Source organism: Gordonia sp. N1V, assembly GCF_029269935.1.
Classification (GTDB): domain Bacteria; phylum Actinomycetota; class Actinomycetes; order Mycobacteriales; family Mycobacteriaceae; genus Gordonia; species Gordonia polyisoprenivorans.
Map to the genome: position 1 here is coordinate 1 of NZ_JARJDD010000027.1, position 21380 is coordinate 21380.

Here is a 21380-nt window from a genome sequence, read left to right on the forward strand (position 1 = left end):
CGCGACAGTTGGGGAACGAGTTGGCGGCCGAGACACCGGGCGGGTTACCGGCCGCGGAGGACAAGACGATCAACTCCTACACCGACCGCATCACCGACGACGGCCGGTTGGAGATCTCGGCGAACCTCGACATCATCGCCGGGGAGAAAACACGTACTTTGATGGAAACCTTGTCGGCGCCGAAACCTCAGCCCGATGGGTCCCCGGATCCGCGGACACCCGAACAGATCTGCGCGGCCGCATTCGAAACGATCGTGGAGTTGGCGGCACAAGGCCTGGCCGACACCACGTTCTCGGCGAAACCCACCAACGGCCTGTTGTGGACCTGGTCGGCGGACAACCCGGCACTCGGTGGGGATTTGCAGAACATGGGAGCCATCACCGAAGCCACCGCGAAACTGCTGTCGTGTGATACCACGATCACCAAGATCATGCTCGATCCCAACGGGGTACCGCTCAGTGTTGGGGAGGCGAAACGCTTCTTCACCCCCGGCCAGCGCAAAGCCCTACTCGTGCGTGACCGCGGATGCATCAAATGCGGCGCGCACGCTGGGCGCTGCCAAGGACACCATTTGCACCACTGGGCCGATGGTGGTCCCACCGACCTCGACAACGGATGCCTGCTGTGCACCAGCTGCCACGATGATGTGCATCACCACGGGTGGGACATCATCATGGGCTTCGACCGGCACCCCTGGTTGATCCCACCCGCCAGCGTGGATCCGAAACGCCGGCCGGTGCCGTCGTATCACCGACGGACCATGCGACTCGACGACACCGCAGCCTGACCTACCCTGCCCCACTACCTGATTCCCTGCACCCGGCCTGGCCGGGACCGCATCTGTTGTTTGAGAACTCCATAGCGATAATCCCACCCGATGGTCGAGGTGCGCGTGCCACCGTGGCCCGGAAACCTGTCGGCACAACAGGTCTCGAGGCTCGTCGCTAGCGCTCCTCGGCACCTCGACCATCGGGATGGGAAGGGCTGGGCATTCCCGCACGGGGAGGCTTCGACCACCGGGATGGGGAACGGCCCGAGATTCATCAATCGCTGGTCGAGGTGCGAGCCGCGTGCGGCGAGCCTCGAGACCGCATGCAGCAGAGCTGGAACCGGACCACCGTCATCCGGATAACTGTCGGCACAACAGGCCTCGTCACTGGCGCTCCTCGGCACCTCGACCACCGGATGAGAAGGGCATCGGGTGGGAAGGACCGAAACATCCGTCGACGGCCAGTCGTCATCGCCCGATGGTGTGATTCAGACCGGGTAGCGCTCCGGTTCGGGGCCGAATTGGAATCGGCGAGCAGAGATCTCGTCGACGGTGATTTCGACGTAGTTGTACTTGATCGTCGGAATCCACGGCTGCAGCGGCAACTCGTCGGCGGCGGCGATTTCGTCACCGCGGGATAGAATCCGTGCCGAGCCCTTGGCGACGACGCTCCATCCGGTCGCTCCGTCGCCGTAGAAATCGGACTCGAATGCCACGTGGGAATTGACCACGAGCTCCGACAGTTTGGTTCCCTCACCGGTGCGGAAAAGAATGCGTTTCTCGCCGGCGTAGTAGTTCACCGGGAAGATGTCGGGCTGTCCCCCGACACTCACCGCAAGACGTCCTACTTCCTTGGAGGCGAGCAATGCCCAGGCCTCGTCGACGGGAAGCTCCTGAACCGGGTTGTCCACCATGACCTCTCCTTTTCCCATAACCCATTGTCCCTCGGCGACATCACCGGTCACAGGGGCAAAGGTCCCAGGCAAAGCAGTCGCACAATCAATTGTCGGGCACCGGCACCGGTTCGAGAATCTCTTGGCGGGACTCGGGCGCCGCAGCGCGCAACGCATCGGCCGAGGCATCGTCGGGCTGCTGCTGCGAGGCGATCTCGGCGGCCACGCGCGCGTTGTAGGTCTCCACCTCGAAGGCGATACGCTCCGCGTCCCAGTCGAGTATCGGCGCCAGGAGTTCGGCAACCTCCTGGGCACAACCGACACCGCGGTGCGAATACTCGATGGCAATCCGCGTACGGCGGGCAAGGACGTCCTCGAGATGCAGTGCCGCCTCGTCGATCGCCGCATAGACGACCTCTACTCGCAGATACTGTGGCGCGGCCGCCAACGGGCGCAACAACGACGGATCGGCGTCGGCGTAATAGAGCACGTCATCGATCAGCGATCCGTACCGATTCAACAGCCGCCGAACTCGGTAGGGATGCAGGCCGAAACGCTTCCCGAGATGTTCGCACTGATTGATCAGCGCAAAGTATCCGTCGGCACCGAGCAACGGGACGCGCTCGGTGATCGACGGCGCCACCCGTGTCGGGATGTAGTCGTCGCACGCGTCCACCGCGTCGGCGGCCATCACCCGATAGGTGGTGTACTTGCCCCCCGCGATCGACACCAGCCCGGGCGCCACCCGCGCGACCGCATGCTCCCGCGACAACGTCGACGTCGACTCGTCCTCACCGGCGAGCAGCGGCCGCAGACCCGCATAGACACCCTCGATGTCGTTGTGGGTGAGCTTGGTCACCAGCACCTCGTTGACCCGATCGATGATGTAGTCGATGTCGGCCCGGGTAGCGGCCGGATGCGCGAGGTCGAGATTCCAGTCGGTGTCGGTGGTGCCGATGATCCAGTGCGTCTCCCACGGGATGACGAACAGCACCGATTTCTCGGTACGCAAGATGATCGCCGTTTCACTGACGATCCGGTCCCGGGGAACGACGATGTGTACACCCTTGGAGGCGCGCACCCGGAAGTGGCCGCGTTGATGGGACAGTGCCTGCACTTCATCGGTCCAGACCCCGGCGGCATTGATGACGCAGTGCGCGCGCACCTCCGCGGTATCACCGGTCTCGCTGTCGCGAACACGCACTCCCATCACCCGATCGGCCTCCCGCAGGAACCCGACCACCTGCGTCGACGTGCGGATCACCGCACCGTAGTTCGCCGCCGTACGTGCCACCGTGAGGCTGTGGCGGGCGTCGTCGACGACGGTGTCGTAATAACGGATGCCACCGATCAACGAGTCGCGCTTGAGGGCCGGCGCAACCCGCAGCGCACCCGACCGGGTCACATGTCGTTGTCCTGGAACGGACTTGGCACCACCCATCCGGTCATACAGAAAGATCCCGGCAGCAACATACGGCCGTTCCCACACCCGCCGCGTCAGCGGATACAAGAACGGAAGCGGCTTCACCAGGTGCGGTGCAAGAAGTCGCAACGACAATTCACGCTCGGCCAGGGCCTCACGAACGAGACCGAATTCGAGTTGTTCGAGGTAGCGCAACCCACCATGAAACATCTTCGACGACCGGCTCGATGTACCCGAGGCGATGTCGCGGGCCTCGACGAGCGCAACCCGCAGTCCTCGGGTCGCCGCATCGAGCGCAGCTCCCACCCCGACGACGCCACCGCCGATCACGACGATGTCGAATTGCTCCTCGGACAACCGCCGCCACGCCTCGGCGCGGTACAGCGGGCCCATATCGGCAGGTCGATCGGGATTGAACTCGGAGTTCATAGTCCGTCAGCGTAATTGATCTCGGCGTGGGGCACCGCGTGCGACACTGGCGGCGTGGCCAGCACCTCGGGATATGTCGCATCCATCGACCAGGGCACGACCTCCACACGCGCAATGGTCTTCGACCGCCGCGGCCGAGTCGTGTCCGTCGAGCAACTCGAACACCGCCAGATCTTCCCTCGAGCCGGGTGGGTCGAGCACGATCCCGCGGAGATCTGGCGCAACACGCGACGCGTGGTGGCCGCGGCCCTGGCGTCGGCCGACCTCAATGTCGACGACATCGTCGCCTGCGGACTGACCAATCAGCGCGAGACCACCGTCGCCTGGGATCGCTCCACCGGCGAACCCTTGCACAATGCCATCGTCTGGCAGGACACCCGTACCGGCGCGCTGTGTGAGGAACTCGGTGGCGACGCCGGCGTCGACCGCTACCGCACCCGCACCGGCCTGCCGTTGTCGACCTATTTCGCCGGACCGAAGATGCGGTGGCTCATCGACAACGTCGACGCCGTGGCCGAGCGTGCACGCAACGGCGAACTCTGCTTCGGCACAATGGATTCCTGGATCGCGTGGAACATGACCGGCGGACCGGCCGGCGGGCAGCACATAACCGACGTCACCAACGCCTCACGCACGATGCTCATGGACCTCGAATCCCTGACCTGGGACGAGTCCATCTGCGCGGGCATGGGTATCCCCGTCGAGTCGTTGCCCGACATCCGCAGTTCCTCGGAGGTCTATGGTTCACTGCGCGAACACGGTTCCCTGCCGGGCGTGCAGTTCGCGGGCATTCTCGGCGACCAGCAGGCGGCAACCTTTGGGCAGGCATGTCTGTCGCCGGGCGAGGCGAAGAACACCTACGGCACGGGAAACTTCTTGTTGCTCAACACCGGAACCGAAGCGGTGTTCTCCGATCACGGGCTTCTGACGACGGTGTGCTATCGGCTCGGCGAGGACGCGCCGCGCTACGCACTCGAGGGGTCGATCGCGGTGACCGGGTCACTGGTGCAGTGGCTTCGGGACAATCTCGGGCTGTTCAGCGAGGCCGCGGACGTCGAGAAGCTCGCAGCTCAGGCCGACGACAACGGTGGTGTCTACTTCGTGCCGGCATTCTCCGGTCTGTTCGCACCCCGCTGGCGGCCCGACGCGCGGGGTATCATCACCGGCCTGACCCGCTTTGCCGACAAGCGTCATATCGCGCGAGCTGCGCTGGAGGCCAGCGCCTTTCAAACACGAGAGGTCATCGAGGCGATGCAGGCCGATTCCGGGGTGCGGTTGTCGACACTCAAGGTCGACGGCGGAATGGTGGTCAACAATCTGTTGATGCAGTTCCAGGCCGACATCCTCGACGTCCCCGTCATCCGGCCCGTGGTCAACGAGACCACCGCCCTCGGTGCGGCCTACGCGGCCGGCCTGGCTGTCGGATACTGGGACGGCGAGGACGAGATCCGGGAGAACTGGAACGAACACACCCGGTGGAATCCGGCGATGGACGCCCCCGAACGCGACCGCCTGTACGGCGAATGGAATCGCGCGGTGGAACACAGCTACGGCCTGGCGTGAGCGTGCCGGACGTGGGTGATCACCCCGCGAACTCGACGAGCACGGCCACCACCCCAGCCGTCCCACCCATCGCCGCAGCCGCCTCGTAGGAGGCTTCGCCGAGTCGTTCGGTGGGTCCGACCGCCGAGTCGATCGCGATCGAAAGACACTGCAGAGCACGCGCTTTGATGAACGAGAGCCGCTGGGCGTCGATGTCGGACGAGCGATGGGCGAAGGCTGCGTCGACCTCGTGTCGTGTCATCACCGCGGCGAGCTGTGAGCGCGTCGCCGGCGAGACCCGTCCCTGCTCACGCCACTGCGTCAACACCTCATGGACGACCGACTCACCACCCAGGTCGACGACGTCGATGACGGTCACCGTCAGCATCCGCAGACAGTCAGCGACCTCACCCGCTGCGACGCGACCGACGAGTTCGGCCACTGCCCCGCCACTGAGTCGGTCGACACGCCGCGCCGCTCCCGGAACCGCCATCGGCTCAGCGCTCCGGTGATGTTGACGAATCAGTCTGCGGGACAACCGAATCGACATCAGTCGACTCCGATCCACCGGCGACGTCGGCGGGCTGACCGGCCACCGGCGACGCCGAGCCGCGGTCACTGATCGGTAATGCGACCGCCCCGAATCCGGAATCGTCCACGGTCGGCGGAAGCGCCTGCGGAGACCAGTCGCCGATCACCGGCGGACCGACCAGCGGCAGATCACCGACGATCTCACGCCCGTTCTCGCCGTCGCTGAGATAGTGGGCCGGTCGATGACGGGTATCGCGCGAACGGGCGCCGCCGGCACCCGGGCCGGCCCCGGGCCCGGTCGTCGGCCGCATCGCACCGCCGGGAGATCCCGGTGTTCCGGCCCCGGCCGCGCCGGCCGCGGGAGTACCCGCCAAGGTCGATGGTGGAGCGAAAGCGGTTGGCGGAAGGGAGATCACGCCCTCGGGAAGTCCGGTTCCGCCCGCAGTGGCGCCCTCGGGACCACCCGCTGCGCTCGCGGTGCCGCGCCCCGAGACCGGTACCGCCGCTCCCGGTGTGACCGGGCTACCGAGGCCCCCGCGGGTCAACGTCGACGGATCGTTGCCGCCACCGCGGTATCCCGATGGTCCCGACCCACCGCCGCCGCCCGCCGTCGACGCCGGGCCGGCTGTGGGAACGGCAGTGGTCGGGGTGTCACCACCCGTCGGGCCGCCACCGCCATCGGGTCCGCCTCCGGGGCCTGATGGTCCGGTGTCGTCGATGTCGGTGAGTGATGCCGACTGCTGGGTGCCCGACGGTCCCGATCCGGATGTCGACGTGCCATCCGCAGAGCTGGAACCACCGCGCACACCTGAGTACGAATCGGTGCCGATTGGTCCTGCGGGACCGGGCAATGCGGCCGCCGCACCGACAATCGGTCCGCCGTAGGTGCCCCGCATGATGCTGCGCACCTGTGAACGGACCGCAGCGGCATCCTCGGGATGATCCTGCAACCGGATCCGGTATGCCTCGAGCAGCGGCTTCTGACCATGTGTCGCGCCGAGGATGCCCGCCGCCTCGGTCATTGCCGCCGCGCTACCGCGCGCGTCGGCAACACTGGCCGACATCTCGCCCCCGAGACGGAGCGCGGCGTCGACCGCACCCCGTGCGGCCTGACCCATCAGCACCCCGTCGTCGGTGAAGCCGTTCAACAGGGCGTGGGCGATCCCTTCCACTTTCTCGATGGCGACGAGCACCGCGTCGGCGTCGCCCTGAGCGGCACCCTGCTTCATCGAGGCGATGATGGTGAGGATCTCGGTGATCGACATCGACCCCCAGTCGGTGCTGCCGCAGTCCGCCGGGCGCTCACCACTGCGCCGGGCATTGCGATCGCCGTCACCGGTCACCCTGTCTCCCCCAGCACTGTCTCCCCCATCACCTCGTCGGCATCGTGAGCGACCCTACCGGCCCCCGAGCAACCGAGCAGGACGAATCGGACACCTGTGCATGGATGAGAGCCGATGGCGCACAGAGACAGGACCCGTGGGAACAGGTCAGTCCAGATCGTCGTGTCGCACGAGCTGCCGGGCCGCCTCGGTCACCGACCCCGAGAGTGACGGGTACACCGAAAACGTCTGTGCCAGATCGGAAACGGTCAGTTTGTTCTGGACCGCCAGTGCTATCGGCAGGATGAGTTCCGAGGCGTTGGGGGCGACCACCACACCGCCGATCACCACACCGGTGGCGGGCCGGCAGAAGATCTTCACGAAGCCACGGCGCAGGCCGCTCATCTTGGCGCGCGGGTTGGTGGCCAGCGGCAGCATCACCGTGCGTGCCGGATACTCACCGGAGTCGATGGCGTTCTGCGATACGCCGACGGTGGCGATCTCGGGCCGGGTGAAGATCGCCGAGGCGACGGTCTTGAGTTTGATCGGGCTCACGCCCTCGCCGAGGGCGTGGTACATCGCGATCCGGCCCTGCATGGCCGCGACCGACGCGAGCGGGAACAGTCCGGTGCAGTCACCGGCCGCGTAGATACCGGTCACAGACGTCCGCGAGACGCGGTCGACGGTGATGTAGCCGCCGCGATGGGTCTCGACACCGGCGCGGTCGAGGCCGAGGTCGTCGGTGTTGGGAACCGATCCGACGGTCATCAGCACATGCGATCCGGTGACGCTGCGGCCGTCGGCGAGGTACGCGGTCACCGAGTCGCCGGTCCGCACGACCTTGTCGGCGCGCGCGTGCTTGACCAATTCGACGCCACGTTCGGCGAGCGCCTCCTCCAGCACGAGTGCGGCGTCCTCGTCCTCGTGCGGCAACACGCGGTCACGGCTGGAGATCAGCGTCACCTTCACCCCGAGTTCGGTGTAGGCGTGCACGAATTCGGCACCCGTCACACCGGATCCGATCACGACCAGGTGTTCGGGCAACGCCTCGAGATCGTAGAGCTGCCGCCAGGTGAGGATGCGTTCGCCGTCGGGCTGCGCGTCGGGCAGCACACGCGGCGAGGCACCCGTCGCGATCAGGACGACGTCACCCTCGAATCGCTGGGTGGAGCCGTCGGCGAGGGTGGCGGTGACGGCGTGTGTCGACACCCCGACCTGCGGCCCCTCCAGGGCCGCGGTGCCGGAGACCAGCGTGACGCCCTCGCTGATGAGTCGCGATCGGATGTCGGCGGACTGGGCGAATGCCAGATCACGGACTCGCTGATGGATCGACGGCAGCGTCACCAACGTGTCATCGGTGCGCAAATTGATACCGAGGTCGACGGCGCGTCGGACCTCGGTGCGAATGCCGGTGGACGCGATGAACGTCTTGGACGGCACGCAGTCCCACAGCACGCAGGCACCGCCGATGCCGTCGGAGTCGATCACGGTGGTGTCGGCGCCGTACGCGGCCGCGGCCAGAGCCGCCTCATAGCCTGCGGGGCCTCCGCCGATGATCACGATCCTGGTCACGTCCATCACTCCTGTTCGGGCCAAAAGACACTTGTCGCCTCCGCTGACCAACCTAGGCCATCGACGATCATTCCTCGTGCGCACCGTTACCGATTTCCGCGTCGTACCGCGGTCGGCGATCACCGCGTGCATCGTGCGGCGGCGTCCGGCGTAATACGATCGTCGTGGCCGCAGGTGCACCGGTGGCGGCAAATCGATGAGGTCGGGCTCCATCCCGGCGGGAAAGTGCAGGTCAGAGGCGACTATGCCGATCTACGCAGCGTACGGTTCGAACATGGATCCCGAGCAGATGGCGCTGCGCGCCCCACACTCGCCGATGTCGGGAACCGGATGGCTGCACGGCTGGCGACTGACCTTCGGTGGCGGCGACATCGGGTGGGAAGGATCACTGGCCACCGTCACCGAGGACCGCGACGATCCCGACGCGAAGGTCTTCGTCGTCCTCTACGACGTCCCGACCGAGGACGAGGACAACCTCGACCGGTGGGAAGGCTCCGAACTCGGCATCCACCGCAAGATCCGGGCACGGGTGAAGACCGCCGACGGCGGGGTCCTGGCGTGGATGTACGTCCTCGACGCCTACGAGGGCGGCCTGCCCTCGGCCCGCTATCTCGGTGTGATGGCCGACGCCGCCGAGGTGGCCGGCGCGCCGGCCGACTACGTGCAGGATCTACGCCTGCGCGAAGCCCGCAACGTCGGCCCCGGTCCGGGCGCCCCCGAAGGTTGAGAGTCCCGAAGGCTGAGCGTCCCGAAGGCTGAGACCCCCGAGCCCGACACCGGCGATCTCAGGTCGGCGCGCCCGGCGATCCGACGAACACCACGCCGGCAAGTGTGCGCACGCCGACGTCGAGGGCCCGTTCGTCGATGTCGAAGGTGGGCTGGTGCAGATCGAGTTGCGGTCCGAGACCATTCCACACGCCGAGCCGACCCATCGCTCCGGGCACCTGCTCGAGGTACCACGAGAAGTCCTCGCCGCCCGGTGATTGCGGGGTGTCGGCGACGGCGGTGGGACCGAGGGTGGCCACCGATGCGGCCAGCACCTCCACCGCGAGCGGGTCGTTGATCACCGGCGGTACGCCACGAAAGTACGACAGGTCATACGAAACCCGTAGCGGCGCAAGGATTTCGCCGATGACGCTACGCACCAACGGCTCCATGTCGGCCCAGGTGCCGTGCTCTCCGGTGCGTACGGTTCCGCGCAGCATCCCTTCTTGCGGGATCGCGTTGGGGGCGTTGCCGGCATGCGCTGCCCCCCATGCCATCACGGTGCCCGATCGCGGATCGATCCGCCGCGACAGGATGCCCGGCAGCCCGGTGATGACGGCGCCCATCGCGTAGACGAGATCGCCGGTCAGATGCGGGCGTGAGGTGTGCCCGCCGGGTGAGCGCAGTTGGAGTTCGATGTGGTCGGCGGCGGAGGTGAGTGCGCCCTCGCGCAGTCCGACCGAACCGACCGGCAGGCGCGGATCGCAGTGCAGCGCGTAGATCCGGCTCACCCCTTCGGTGACTCCGGCGGCCACCGCGTCGAGGGCACCGCCGGGCATCACCTCTTCGGCCGGCTGGAACACCAGCCGGACCCCGACGGGCAGCTCGGGCGCCGAGGCCAGCGCAGCCGCGGTCCCCAGCAGGATTGCGGTGTGCGCGTCGTGACCGCACGAGTGCGACACCCCGTCGACCGTGGAACTGAACGCCAGCCCGGTGTGCTCGGTGATCGGCAACGCGTCCATGTCGGCGCGCAGGGCTATCCGTTGACCGGTGCTCGGGCCCAGATCACAGACGACGCCGGTACCCAACGGGAGCCGACGCGGGGCAAGGCCGAGCGCGGTCAGTTCGGCCATCACCAGTTCGGTGGTCGCGACCTCCTGCCGGGACAATTCGGGATGGGCGTGGATGTGTCGGCGCCAGCCGACCAGTTGATCGCGGTGGGTGGCCAGCCAGGTGTCGATCACACCGCCGGACGGATCACCGATCTCGGCCTGCGTCACCACATTTCTCCTTCCATCCACCGGGAAATCCACCGCTGCGTCGGCTCAGAGCAGTTCGGGCGGCGTCGGCACCGCGAGGTCGTCCAAGAGCGGCCGTCGCAGCCCACGCTTGATCAAGGTCTGCGTGGGCCCGGCCAGCGGGGCCCGCTGCACCGCGACCTCGACGGCCCGGTTGAGCAGTTCGTCGACGGCCACGGCCTCGTCGACGATGCCGGCGGTGACGGCGTCATCGGCGCCGTAGCGGCGGGCCGTCAGCATCGCCTCGGTGGCCGTACGCTCGGGCAACCGCGTACGCAGCAGCGCGGCCATCCCCCGGGTGAACGGCATGTTGAGCGCCGCTTCCGGGAGCGACCAGTAGCCGCGTTCGGTGCGCATGATCAGGTGGTCGGCGCACAGGGCGAGCATCGCGCCCGCACCGAAGGCGTGTCCGTTGATCGCGGCCACGGTGGGCACCGGCAACGTCAGCACCTTGGTGTAGAGCGCGTGAACCGAATCCAGATAGGCGGGCAACTCCGCGGCGTGCGCGGCGATGTGGTCGGTATCCAGTCCGTTGGTGAAGAACTTTCCGGTCGCAGTGATGACCAGGGCCTTGGCGCCACCGGCGACGGCGTCGTCGAGCAACCCGCTCGTCTTCTCGATCCACGCGGGGGCAAACCGGTTCTCCGGATTCGTCTCGTCGAGTTCGACCCCCGGGGCACCGAGGAACAGTTCGGCGACGTCGGCGGCGGTGGGCTCCGCGCTCAGGAAAGGCATGAGCAGACCTTATCGCCTGCGCACACGCGCTCTCCGGGCGCCGGGCAGGCGCGGATCGGAGGTCATAGGGTGAGACATATGGATCCCACTCTTGACCCCGACGCCGCCGCGATCGCGGCGGCCGCCACCATCGCCACCGAAACCGATTGTGCCGCACACGATGTCGCACTGGTCCTGGGATCCGGGTGGGCGCCGGCCGCCGATGCCTTCGGCACACCGATCGCGACGCTGCCGATGTCGGCGGTGCCCGGTTTCACCGCACCAAAGGCCGCCGGGCACGGCGGGACGATCCGGTCGGTGCACATCGGTGACCGCCGGGTCCTACTGATGCTCGGACGCATCCACGCCTATGAGGGCCATGACCTCGCGCGTGTGGTTCATCCGGTGCGCACCGCGGCGGCGGCCGGTGTGCACACCATCGTGCTCACCAACGCAGCGGGCGGGCTCCGCGACGGCATGTCGGTCGGCCAACCGGTCCTGATCGCCGATCATCTGAACCTCACTGCCCGCTCGCCACTTGTCGGCGCTCAGTTCGTCGACCTCGTCGACGCCTACTCGCCGAGGTTGCGCGAGGTGGCACGCGAGGTCGACCCCACGCTCGCCGACGGCGTCTATGCAGGGCTGCCCGGCCCGCACTACGAGACGCCGGCGGAGATCCGCATGCTGCGCACCCTCGGCGCCGACCTCGTCGGAATGTCCACTGTGCACGAGACGATCGCCGCACGCGCCGCCGGACTCGAGGTGCTCGGGGTGTCACTGGTGACGAACCTGGCGGCCGGCATCACCGGCGAGCCGCTCGATCATGCAGAGGTCCTCGAGGTGGGTCGCGCGTCGGCCGCGCACATGGGTGAGTTGCTGGCGACAGTCGTCGGCAGGCTCTGACCGCCAACAATCGCGGACCTTCGACAAGCACTGTTATTCGACAAAGCCCCGACATCCGCGCGGTCACAATGTCGGGGTTGTCACTGCGGTACCGTTCGCACCAATCGTCACCGCGCATCCCAGGGAGGTTCCCATGAGCTATCCGCCGGGAGATCCAGGTGGTTATCCGCCTGGCGAGGGTTACCCGTCGGGCGGTGGGTACCCGACGCCGCCTCCGCAGGGATACGGGCCGGGCTATCCGCCGCCGCGGTCACCGTGGTCGTCGCCGCTGGTGATCGCTGCCATCGTGGTGGGTGTGCTCGTGGTGATCGGTGCTGGGGTCGGCGCGTACTGGCTGACCCGGGGTTCGGACTCCTCTGATTCGGCGGCCGATTCGGCGTCGACGTCGGTTGCGAGCGCCTCGACGCAGACCGTCACCAGTACGGTCACCGGTCCCGGGGGCGCCTCGGGTCCGACGGGCGTACCGACCACGACGACACAGCCGCAGGTGCGACCCAACCCCACCGTCTCGGGCGCCGACTGGCAGGGCTTCCTGTCCGGCCCGCGATGCAACGCCGCCGACGATCCGGCGATCGTCATCGGCCGCACCAGCCGATCACAGGTGGTGATCTGTCAGGTCGGCAACCAGACCGGGCGTTGGTATTACAAGGGTCTCGCCGACGGCAATCCCATCGAGATCGGGTATCCGCAGATGGTGGGCGCCACCTACGTGGCGCGCAACGGCGCGGTCACCTACACCGTTTCGCCGTCGGCGCTGGTCATCTCCGAGAACGGCGCGACGCTGGCCACCGAGCCGATGCTGGAGTACTGGTCGTCGAACTGACGCCCCCGCGTACCGGGTTCGTCGGTCGAGGTCTACAACTGAACGAATGTCCGCCGTTCTCGACGCCTCCCACATCGATGTCATCCGGAGTTCCCGGGCCCTGCTGCACGATGTCGACCTCGTCGTGCAGCCCGGTGAGCACTGGGCGCTACTCGGCCCCAATGGCGCGGGCAAGTCGACGTTGATGGCGATCCTCGGGGCCCGCTCGCACCCGACCACCGGGGTCGTCGACGTGCTCGGTAAACGCCTGGGTCGCGTCGACATGCGCGAATTGCGCACCCAAATCGGGCATGTCGATCCGCGCTGGCGCATCGACGTGCCGATCTCGGCGCACGATGTGGTCCTGACCGGGCTGACCAACACCCCCGAACTGGACCGGCGCCACGACTACACCGACGACGAACATGCCCGCGCCGACGAATTGTTGGAGATGCTGGGGATGAGCGAGCGCCGGGATTCGTTGTGGCCGGTCATGAGTCAGGGCGAACGTGGTCGCACGCTGATCGCGCGGGCGCTGATGCCGCGTCCGGCGTTGCTGCTGCTCGACGAGCCGGCCACCGGCCTCGATCTCGCAGCCCGCGAGAAACTGCTGTCGGCGATCGATCGGCTGCGCGGCGACGTCGCCGATCTCGCCAGCGTGCTGGTCACCCATCACCTCGAGGATCTTCCTGCGAGCACCACGCACGCGATGCTGCTGCGGGAGGGGAAGGTGGTTGCCGCGGGCACCGTGGAGGCGACCCTGACGTCGGCGACGATCAGCACCTGCTTCGATCACCCGGTCACGGTGCGCCGCCACCAGGGCCGGTGGTCGGCGGTGGCCACCTGAGTCCTGCGCTGGGCGCGGTCAGCGCGGACCGAACTGGCGGTCGCCGGCGTCGCCCAGGCCCGGCACGATGTAGGACGCCTCGTTGAGACCGTCGTCGACGGCCCCCACCACCAGGCGCACCGGATGGCCCGACTTCTCCAGCGCCGCAACACCTTCGGGTGCGGCCACCACACACAGCACGGTGATGTCGGTGGCGTTGCGTGCAACCAGGAGTTCGATGGTGTGCAACATCGACCCGCCGGTCGCCAACATCGGGTCGAGCACGAACACCGGCTGACCGGCGAGATCGTCGGGCAGCGATTCGAGGTAGGGCACCGGTTTGGCGGTCGCCTCGTCGCGGGCCACGCCGACGAATCCGACGAGCGCCTCGGGCACCATCGCATGCGCCTGCTCGACCATGCCCAAGCCTGCCCGCAGCACCGGAACGAGCAACGGCGGCTTGGCAAGTCGCGAGCCGGGGCACGTGGTGATGGGTGTCTGGATGGTCACCTGCTCGCTCGGCGCATCCGCCAACGCCTCGTACACGAGCATCTGCGTCAGGTCCGACAGCGCGGCTCGGAAGGCCGCGTTGTCGGTGCCCTTGTCGCGCATCGTCGTCAGTCGCGCTGCGGCCAATGGATGATCGACGACCTGCACGGGCAACGTTCGCCCGGCCTGGGCGCTCTCGGACCCGGGTCGTTCGGGTTCGGATTGTTCGGGCACAGGGTGTTCGGGCTGGGGGTGAACCGGCATGGGGAAACCATAGTGGGCGGCGGTTGCTGCGGCCTCGTGACCGGACTCATCGGGCCTCGCCGCACGGGTCGGCGATTCGATGGAACCAGAGCGCCGGCCGTTGCGTCCAAATCTGCATGATCGAACAACTCTCCGTATCCCCCGCGGCGCTGTCCGCCCATGCCGCCGGCGAGGCGGGTACCGCGGCCCGGATCGGCGCCCACGCGGTCGCCACCGACCTCACACCCCTCGCGCTGACCTTCGGGCTGATCGGCGCGGACTTCCTCACCACGCTGGGTCGGGTCCTCGACAGCAGGCGCGCCCGACTGAACGCCGTCGCCGGCCGGCACCTGGCCCTGTCCGGCGAAAGTGCCGCTGCGGCGGCCGCGTACACCGGCATCGACGACATGTCGGCCGCGACCTTGTTGATCGCCGGTGGGCCCGTCGCGGAGGTGGACGCCTGATGACATCGGCCGACCTGTTGATCGCTCCGCTACGAATCCTGGTGACGGCGTTGGGAACCGGTGTGCTGCCGGGTGACGATCCGGTCAGTGCCATCGCTGCCCTCGCTCCGGATCTGGCATCGACCCGCGACGACGCAATCGCCGCCGCAGTCAGACTCGGCACCGAATGGCAGGGGCGCGGCGCCGAGGCCGCCCAGGCGGCGTCGGCGGTGACCGCCGGACGCACCACCGCGATCAGCGGTGACGACGCGCAGATCGTGACGTTGACGCAGTCCGCAGCCCAGCGGGTGCACGGCGCCGCCCGTCAGCTCGAGTCGCTGATGGACTCGTTCGATCGGGCTGCCCGCGCCCTCGGTGCCGATCTGTTCACCCCCACCGGACTCGCGGTACTGCTACCGCTGGCGATCGATCACGTCGGCCGTGGCGTGGCGGTCGTCGAACGGACCCGGGCGGAACTCGCCGCCGACACCGCCGCGCTGGCCGAACTCGCTCGCCACGACGCGCCCGCCCGTACCGGCGGCCCCGGTGGACGACCCGCCGAGGGTGGGGTCCCCGACGGCGGGGTCGCGATCACCCTGCCCGACGGGTCGATCGCCTACGCCCCGAACGAGCGCGCCGCCGCAGCGGTGCGTGCGGCATTGAGCCAGCAGGGCGTGCCCTACGTGTGGGGCGGCACCGATCCCAGTGGTTTCGACTGCAGCGGCCTGACCCAGTGGGCCTATCGGCAGGCCGGCCTGGAACTGCCGCGCCTGGCCCAGGAGCAGGACACCGCCGGATTCGCGGTGGCCCAAGCCGATCTGATGCCCGGTGACCTCGCGGTCTGGGACGGACACGTCGCGATGTACGTGGGTAACAATCAGCTCGTGGAGGCCGGGGATCCCGTACAGGTCTCACCGCTGCGGACGACGAATGCCGGCCAGGGATTTCAGGGGTTCTACCGTCCGCGATGAGTGTCGATGCAGAAGTTCACCTGCCCGTCGTGGGGCCGGTATGGCGCTCACAGGCGCGATCGCTACGCTGTGACGTCATGGCCGGAGACATTGTCCCCATCGAGCTCGGACTGACCGACGGAAACAGCTTCACGCTGTGGGCACCCCGCTGGCGGGAGGGCGACGACGAGTGGGAGGCATTCCTCGGACTCGACGAGGACCTCTACGTCTTCGGCAGCGTTGCCGAGCTGGTCGCCTTCATCCGCACCGACGACGACAACGATCTCGTCGAGCACCCTGCCTGGGAGACCGTCAAGGGTCTGCAGGCCGACGAGCTGGTCCCCGACGACCGCCATTCCTATGACCTGGTGGGCGTCCCCGAACTGGCCGCCGAGGACCCGACACCGGAGGTGATCGCCGAACTCGAGGACGCACTGGAGATCGTGCGCATCCTCGGCGAGGTCTGCGAGCTGACCGTCATCACCAAGTTCTTCAACGGCAACCCGATCCTCGGTGCGGTGACCACCGGCACCCGCAACTTCGAGGGCCGCGACGGCACCGACCTGTGGGTGCGCATCGGCCGGCTCATCGCCAAGCACTGGGACAACGTGCTCGACGCGATCGACGAGGTGATCAGCACACCCGAGGTCGACAAGGCAGCGGTGACCACCGCCGAGGCCGAACTCGAGGCGGCCGCCTCCGCCGAGGACGAGGACGAGCCCGACGAGGATCTCGACCTCGTCGGCGACGCCGACACCGAGTCGGACGATTCCGAGACCGATCTCGCCGACGGCACCGACGACGAGGAAGAAGAGGACACCGACGACGAAATCGACGACGACGATTTCTGGGCGTCGGTGGGCATCGACCCGATTCGTATCGTGACCGGCACCGGTGAGTTCCTCTCGTTGCGGTGCTACCTCGGTGACGATCCGGTGTTCCTCGGTGACGACGGCAAGATCTTCGTTTTCGCCTCCCCGCGCGCGCTGTCGAAGTTCCTCGCCGAGGACAACTCTCATGACCTCTCGGGTGTGTCGACGTTCGACGAGGTCCGCGTCGCCGCGACCGACGGCTCCCTGGAGTTCGACGTCATCGACGACAACGTCTACGTGCTGCCCGGCCTCGTCGAAGACATCACCGACGGTCCCCGGCGCATCGATCGCAATCAACTGGAGTTGGCGGTCGAATTGTTCACCGACGCAGCCGATTACGCCGGTGACGACTCGGTGGCCGAAGCGCTGGGCTCGACGACCCCACTGGGCTGGTTCGTCGACTACGCCACCAACCCCGACCCCAAGCGGATGGCGCCGAGCCCCCCGTTCGACAACGAGGCCGAGGCGTGGCGGGCCCTCGAGCACGAGTTCGAGGATCGGCTCGTCAAGAAGCGGTGACCGATCCCCGTCGGCGCCGGTTCCGGGTGATCTTGTGCCCGGATTGCGGGCACAACATCACCCGGAAGGGCTGCCGCGGGCCTCAGCCCTGCAGCAGCACCGCGTAGCCGGGCTTGATGACGTCGTCGATGAACGCCAGCCGCTCGTCGAAGTGGATGAACGCCGATTTCATCGCATTGACCGTGAATCGCTCGAAATCGGCCCAGCCGTAACCGAATTGGTCGGAGAGTTTCGCGAACTCCTTGCTCATGGTGGTGTCGCTCATGAGCCGGTTGTCGGTGTTGACGGTGACGCGGAAACGCAGCCGGGCCAGAACGTTGAACGGATGCTGCGCCAGCGACGCCACCGCACCGGTCTGCACGTTCGAACTCGGGCACAGCTCGAGCGGAATCCGCTTGTCGCGCACGATATTCGCGATCAAACCTAGTTCGGCACCGGGAAACGAATCATCATCGGGTCGCGCGCCGGGCGGCAGGGTGATGTCGTCGATCACCCGCACCCCGTGTCCGAGCCGGTCGGTACCACAGAAACCGATCGCCTCGTGGATCGACGGCAGCCCGAACGCCTCGCCCGCATGGATGGTGAACGGTGCGCAGTTTGCCCGCATGTACTCGAAGGCGTCGAGATGGCGACTCGGCGGGTGACCGGCCTCGGCACCGGCGATGTCGAACCCCACCACCCCGCGATCGCGATACCGCACAGCCAGTTCGGCGATCTCACGGGAGCGCGCAGCGTGGCGCATCGCGGTGACCAGGCACCGCACGGCGATCGGGCGACCGGACCCCGCGGCGGTCCGCTCGCCCTGGGCGAACCCGCGCAACACCGCCTCGACGACCTCGTCGAGCTCCAGCCCACGCTCGAGGTGCTGTTCGGGAGCGTAGCGGACCTCGGCGTAGACGACGCCGTCGGCGGCGAGGTCCTCCACACATTCGGCCGCGACCCGCTCGAGCGCACCGACTGTCTGCATGACGCCCACGGTGTGGGCGAAGGTCTCCAGATAGCGCTCCAACGAACCACTGTCTGCCGCGTCACGGAACCACACCGCGAGGTCGTCGGCCGTCTCCGCCGGTAGCTCGTCGTAACCGGTCTCACGGGCCAACTCCAACACGGTCGACGGCCGCAGGCCGCCGTCGAGGTGATCGTGCAACAGCACCTTGGGCGCGAGGGTCAGGGCAGCGGGATCGAGCGGGGAACGCGGCGGCATCGACGTCATGATCCGAACCTAACGTGTTCGATCACCAGCGGCCGGGCGACATCAGCGGGATCGAGTTCGGCACCGGGGCCGCCGGAGTTCGGCTCGGCGGCAATGTCGACCGCCCCGACCAACGCCGCCCGCGCGGGACCGAACCGTTCCGGTGTTGCGGTGTGCAGCGTGAACAGCGCCGCACCCGCCTCGACGAACTCTCCGGGACGCGTGTGCCACTGCACCCCGGCCTCGGACTGCACGGCCTCACCGGGCACCGACCGCCCGGCACCCAGTCGCCAGGCGGCGTCGCCGACCGCTCGCGCATCCAGCCGTCGCACACGACCCGACGTCTCGGCGACGACGACATCGGTGTGCCGGGCCCGCGGCAGCGGTGCATCCGGGTCGCCGCCCTGCGCGGCGATCATCGCGCGCCAGGAGTCCATGGCGCGGCCGTTGCGCAGATGGTCGGCAGGGTCGACGTCGGAGATCCCGGCTGCGGCGAGCATCTCCCGCGCCAGGGCCACCGTCAGCTCGACGACGTCGGCGGGCCCGCCGCCGGCGAGCACCTCGAGCGATTCGGCGACCTCGACGGCGTTGCCCGCGCAGCGTCCGAGCGGGGTGTCCATGTCGGTCAGCAGCGCCGAGGTCGCCACCCCGGCGCGATGTCCGAGCTCGACCATGGTGGTCGCGAGTTCGCGGGCGGAGTCGAGTTCGGGGAGGAACGCCCCCGAGCCGACCTTGACGTCGAGCACCAGCGCGCCGGTGCCCTCGGCGATCTTCTTGCTCATGATCGAGCTGGCGATCAACGGGATCGATGCGACGGTGCCGGTGATGTCCCGCAACGCATAGAGCAGACGATCGGCGGGTGCAAGGTCGGGACTCGCCGCGCAGACCACCGCACCCACCGCCTCGAGCTGGCTGAGTATCTCGTCCATCGACAGGTCCGCACGCCATCCCGAGATGGACTCCAGCTTGTCCAGCGTGCCACCGGTGTGCCCGAGGCCTCGGCCCGACAGTTGGGGCACCGCAACACCATACGAGGCCACCAGGGGCGCGAGCGGCAGGGTGATCTTGTCCCCCACCCCGCCGGTGGAATGCTTGTCGACGGTGCGAAGCGGCCGACCGTCGCGGCGCAGATCGCCGAAGTCCGCGCGCCGCCCGCTGTCGATCATCGCCTGCGTCCAGGTGGCGATCTCACGACGGTCCATGCCGCGCAGCACGATCGCCATCAGCAACGCCGACATCTGCTCCGGCGCGACCGATCCCCGCGTGTAGCCGTCGACCACCCACCGGATCTGGCCGTCGCTCAGCGAACCGCCGTCGCGTTTGGTGGCGATCACCGAGATCGCATCGATGATCTCGGGGTTCATCGCCGCCCTCCGTCGCTGTCGAGGGTTCCGTCGCTGTCGAGGGTTCCGGCGCTGTCGAGGGTTCCGGCGCCGAGATCGTCGGGCCCGAATGCGTACGGCAACAATTCGGCGAGCCGCAGGGGCCCGTCGGCATGGTCGACGAGCAGATCCGCCCCGCCGAACTCCCAGAGCACCTGTCGGCACCGTCCGCACGGCATCAGCACCACCCCACGCGAGTCGCAGACGCTCACCGCACGCAGTCGTGATCGGCCCGATCCGATCAGTGCCGACACCAACGAGACCTCGGCGCAGACACCGAGTCCGTATGAGACATTTTCCACATTGCCACCGGCCACCATATCGCCCTCGACGGTGAGCCCGGCAGCACCGACCGGGAAGCGGGAGTAGGGCGCATAGGCGCGGGCGATCATCTCATTCGCCTTGTGGCGCAACATCTTCCAATCGATTTCAGCAGACAGGGCAAACTCCCGGTGAACAGTGCGGGGCCGGATCACACTCACCGGCACATCGTCGAAGCAATGGTAAGGCAAACCTAAGTCGGAATCTCTTGTCGCCCAAATCTGTTCGGGCAGTTTTCGACCACCCTCAGCATAGGTTTAGAGTCTGTTGCATGGGTCCGTGGTGGAGCCTGAAGATGCAGGCTGCCACCAGAGTCCATCGACGATGTTGGAGGCCGATTTCGCAATGAGCACCCCGACCGACACCGCACCCGACCCGGTGCGCAAGCGATCTCTTTATCGAGGCGACCCCGGGATGTGGTCGTGGGTGCTCCACCGGATCACCGGTGTCACCATCTTCTTCTTCCTGTTCGTCCACGTTCTGGACACCGCGGTCATCCGGATCGATCCGAACAAGTATTCCGAGATCATCGAGACCTACAAGACGCCGATCATCGGCCTCATGGAGATCGGTCTCGTCGCCTGTGTGCTGTACCACGCCCTCAACGGCGTGCGCATCATCCTTGTCGACTTCTGGTCGAAGGGCGCCAAGTACCAGCGGCAGATGCTGTGGACGATCCTCACGCTGTTCGTGATCGTCTTCGCCGCCGCGGCGGTGCGGCTCCTGCAGATTCTCATCGAGCACTCGTTCTAGGAGAGATCACCGATGACCGCATCCTCCCCACACCTGGCCAAGACGCTCGGCACCGACTACGACCGGCCGGCCAGCCTCGACAATCCGCGCGCGCCGCGTGCCCGCAAGGGCGGCAACTTCGAGAAGTACGCGTGGCTGTTCATGCGCTTCTCCGGCCTGGCGCTGATCATCCTGACCATCGGGCACATGTTCATCATGTTGGCCTGGGACAACGGTGTGCACCGCATCGACGCCTCCTTCGTGGCGGCGCGGTGGAAGGAACCCTTCTGGCAGATCTGGGACCTGACGATGCTGTGGCTGGCCCAGTTGCACGGCGGCAACGGTGTGCGCACCGTCATCGCCGACTACTCGCGCAAGGACTCCACCCGGTTCTGGCTCAACGTGCTGCTCGGGATCTCGATGATCCTCGTGCTGGTGCTCGGTACCTACGCGCTTCTGACCTTTGACGTCAACAGCGTCAACTGACGCCACGGACTCTCGTCTCTG

General features: G+C 67.5%; 22 protein-coding genes. 11 read left to right on the plus strand and 11 right to left on the minus strand.

Annotated features, from left to right (window positions below):
• Positions 1-788 (plus strand): HNH endonuclease signature motif containing protein (locus P3L18_RS24410; protein ID WP_276115524.1); only part of this gene is annotated, 788 nt, incomplete at its 5' end.
• 470 nt (positions 789-1258) lie between these two features.
• Here P3L18_RS24410 and P3L18_RS24415 read toward each other — a convergent pair.
• Positions 1259-1684 carry a pyridoxamine 5'-phosphate oxidase family protein gene (locus P3L18_RS24415; RefSeq protein WP_006367485.1) on the minus strand — a complete coding sequence of 142 codons (426 nt, stop codon included), beginning with the start codon at positions 1682-1684 and terminating at the stop codon, positions 1259-1261.
• Positions 1685-1769: 85 nt separating this feature from the next.
• Positions 1770-3515, minus strand: a complete 1746-nt coding sequence (glpD, locus tag P3L18_RS24420; RefSeq protein WP_006367486.1) for a glycerol-3-phosphate dehydrogenase — start codon at positions 3513-3515, stop codon at positions 1770-1772.
• Positions 3516-3569: 54 nt separating this feature from the next.
• Here glpD and glpK point away from each other — a divergent pair, with 54 nt between their 5' ends.
• Positions 3570-5078 (plus strand): glycerol kinase GlpK, encoded by a 1509-nt coding sequence (glpK, locus tag P3L18_RS24425; RefSeq protein ID WP_276115526.1) that lies wholly within the window; start codon positions 3570-3572, stop codon positions 5076-5078.
• A gap of 19 nt (positions 5079-5097) precedes the next feature.
• On the opposite strand, the gene P3L18_RS24430 is transcribed toward glpK, so the two are convergent.
• The 3 genes from P3L18_RS24430 to P3L18_RS24440 form a co-directional block, all read right to left on the minus strand.
• Positions 5098-5550, minus strand: a complete 453-nt coding sequence (locus P3L18_RS24430) for a hypothetical protein (protein ID WP_079929270.1) — start codon at positions 5548-5550, stop codon at positions 5098-5100.
• Positions 5551-5554: 4 nt separating this feature from the next.
• Positions 5555-6931 carry a hypothetical protein gene (locus P3L18_RS24435; RefSeq protein WP_020171713.1) on the minus strand — a complete coding sequence of 459 codons (1377 nt, stop codon included), beginning with the start codon at positions 6929-6931 and terminating at the stop codon, positions 5555-5557.
• A gap of 147 nt (positions 6932-7078) precedes the next feature.
• Positions 7079-8482: an NAD(P)H-quinone dehydrogenase gene (locus tag P3L18_RS24440; protein ID WP_014359543.1), complete on the minus strand. Its 1404-nt coding sequence runs from the start codon at positions 8480-8482 to the stop codon at positions 7079-7081.
• Positions 8483-8726: 244 nt separating this feature from the next.
• Between P3L18_RS24440 and P3L18_RS24445 the strand changes: the two genes are divergently transcribed.
• On the plus strand, positions 8727-9209 hold the full coding sequence (locus P3L18_RS24445) for a gamma-glutamylcyclotransferase (protein ID WP_006367492.1): 483 nt from the start codon (positions 8727-8729) through the stop codon (positions 9207-9209).
• 58 nt (positions 9210-9267) lie between these two features.
• On the opposite strand, the gene P3L18_RS24450 is transcribed toward P3L18_RS24445, so the two are convergent.
• Both P3L18_RS24450 and P3L18_RS24455 read right to left on the minus strand, forming a co-directional pair.
• On the minus strand, positions 9268-10467 hold the full coding sequence (locus P3L18_RS24450; protein WP_079929268.1) for an amidohydrolase: 1200 nt from the start codon (positions 10465-10467) through the stop codon (positions 9268-9270).
• Between the two features lie 45 nt (positions 10468-10512).
• The gene (locus P3L18_RS24455; protein ID WP_276115528.1) at positions 10513-11220 is read right to left on the minus strand and encodes an enoyl-CoA hydratase/isomerase family protein; all 708 of its coding nucleotides are present in this window, start codon (positions 11218-11220) and stop codon (positions 10513-10515) included.
• 78 nt (positions 11221-11298) lie between these two features.
• On the opposite strand from P3L18_RS24455, the gene P3L18_RS24460 reads away from it, so the two are divergent.
• The 3 genes from P3L18_RS24460 (at position 11299) to P3L18_RS24470 (ending at position 13751) form a co-directional block, all read left to right on the plus strand.
• A complete protein-coding gene (locus tag P3L18_RS24460; protein WP_079929267.1) occupies positions 11299-12102 on the plus strand; it encodes a purine-nucleoside phosphorylase in 804 nt (267 codons plus the stop codon).
• A 133-nt stretch (positions 12103-12235) separates the two neighbouring features.
• The gene (locus P3L18_RS24465; protein ID WP_006367496.1) at positions 12236-12925 is read left to right on the plus strand and encodes a hypothetical protein; all 690 of its coding nucleotides are present in this window, start codon (positions 12236-12238) and stop codon (positions 12923-12925) included.
• A 46-nt stretch (positions 12926-12971) separates the two neighbouring features.
• Complete coding sequence (locus P3L18_RS24470) at positions 12972-13751, plus strand: ATP-binding cassette domain-containing protein (RefSeq protein ID WP_276115529.1); 780 nt, start codon at positions 12972-12974, stop codon at positions 13749-13751.
• Between the two features lie 18 nt (positions 13752-13769).
• On the opposite strand, the gene upp is transcribed toward P3L18_RS24470, so the two are convergent.
• On the minus strand, positions 13770-14393 hold the full coding sequence (upp, locus tag P3L18_RS24475) for a uracil phosphoribosyltransferase (protein ID WP_014359538.1): 624 nt from the start codon (positions 14391-14393) through the stop codon (positions 13770-13772).
• Positions 14394-14599: 206 nt separating this feature from the next.
• On the opposite strand from upp, the gene P3L18_RS24480 reads away from it, so the two are divergent.
• From P3L18_RS24480 to P3L18_RS24490, 3 genes are all read left to right on the plus strand, one after another.
• Positions 14600-14926 (plus strand): type VII secretion target, encoded by a 327-nt coding sequence (locus P3L18_RS24480; protein WP_276115530.1) that lies wholly within the window; start codon positions 14600-14602, stop codon positions 14924-14926.
• Positions 14926-15876, plus strand: a complete 951-nt coding sequence (locus tag P3L18_RS24485; protein WP_276115531.1) for a C40 family peptidase — start codon at positions 14926-14928, stop codon at positions 15874-15876. Before P3L18_RS24480 ends, P3L18_RS24485 begins: the two co-directional genes overlap by 1 nt.
• A gap of 77 nt (positions 15877-15953) precedes the next feature.
• Positions 15954-17246, plus strand: a complete 1293-nt coding sequence (locus P3L18_RS24490; protein ID WP_014359535.1) for a hypothetical protein — start codon at positions 15954-15956, stop codon at positions 17244-17246.
• Between the two features lie 82 nt (positions 17247-17328).
• Here the strand turns inward: P3L18_RS24490 and P3L18_RS24495 are convergent, their stop codons facing one another.
• From P3L18_RS24495 to P3L18_RS24505, 3 genes are read right to left on the minus strand one after another with little or no spacing between them, the layout of a single operon-like run.
• A complete protein-coding gene (locus P3L18_RS24495; protein WP_079929264.1) occupies positions 17329-18459 on the minus strand; it encodes an adenosine deaminase in 1131 nt (376 codons plus the stop codon).
• Positions 18456-19802: a thymidine phosphorylase gene (locus P3L18_RS24500; RefSeq protein WP_276115532.1), complete on the minus strand. Its 1347-nt coding sequence runs from the start codon at positions 19800-19802 to the stop codon at positions 18456-18458. Before P3L18_RS24500 ends, P3L18_RS24495 begins: the two co-directional genes overlap by 4 nt.
• Positions 19799-20260, minus strand: a complete 462-nt coding sequence (locus P3L18_RS24505) for a cytidine deaminase (RefSeq protein ID WP_240524199.1) — start codon at positions 20258-20260, stop codon at positions 19799-19801. Before P3L18_RS24505 ends, P3L18_RS24500 begins: the two co-directional genes overlap by 4 nt.
• A 226-nt stretch (positions 20261-20486) precedes the next feature.
• On the opposite strand from P3L18_RS24505, the gene sdhC reads away from it, so the two are divergent.
• Positions 20487-20894: a succinate dehydrogenase, cytochrome b556 subunit gene (gene sdhC / locus P3L18_RS24510; RefSeq protein ID WP_014359531.1), complete on the plus strand. Its 408-nt coding sequence runs from the start codon at positions 20487-20489 to the stop codon at positions 20892-20894.
• 12 nt (positions 20895-20906) lie between these two features.
• On the plus strand, positions 20907-21359 hold the full coding sequence (locus P3L18_RS24515) for a succinate dehydrogenase hydrophobic membrane anchor subunit (protein WP_006367506.1): 453 nt from the start codon (positions 20907-20909) through the stop codon (positions 21357-21359).
• Positions 21360-21380: the final 21 nt, after the last annotated feature.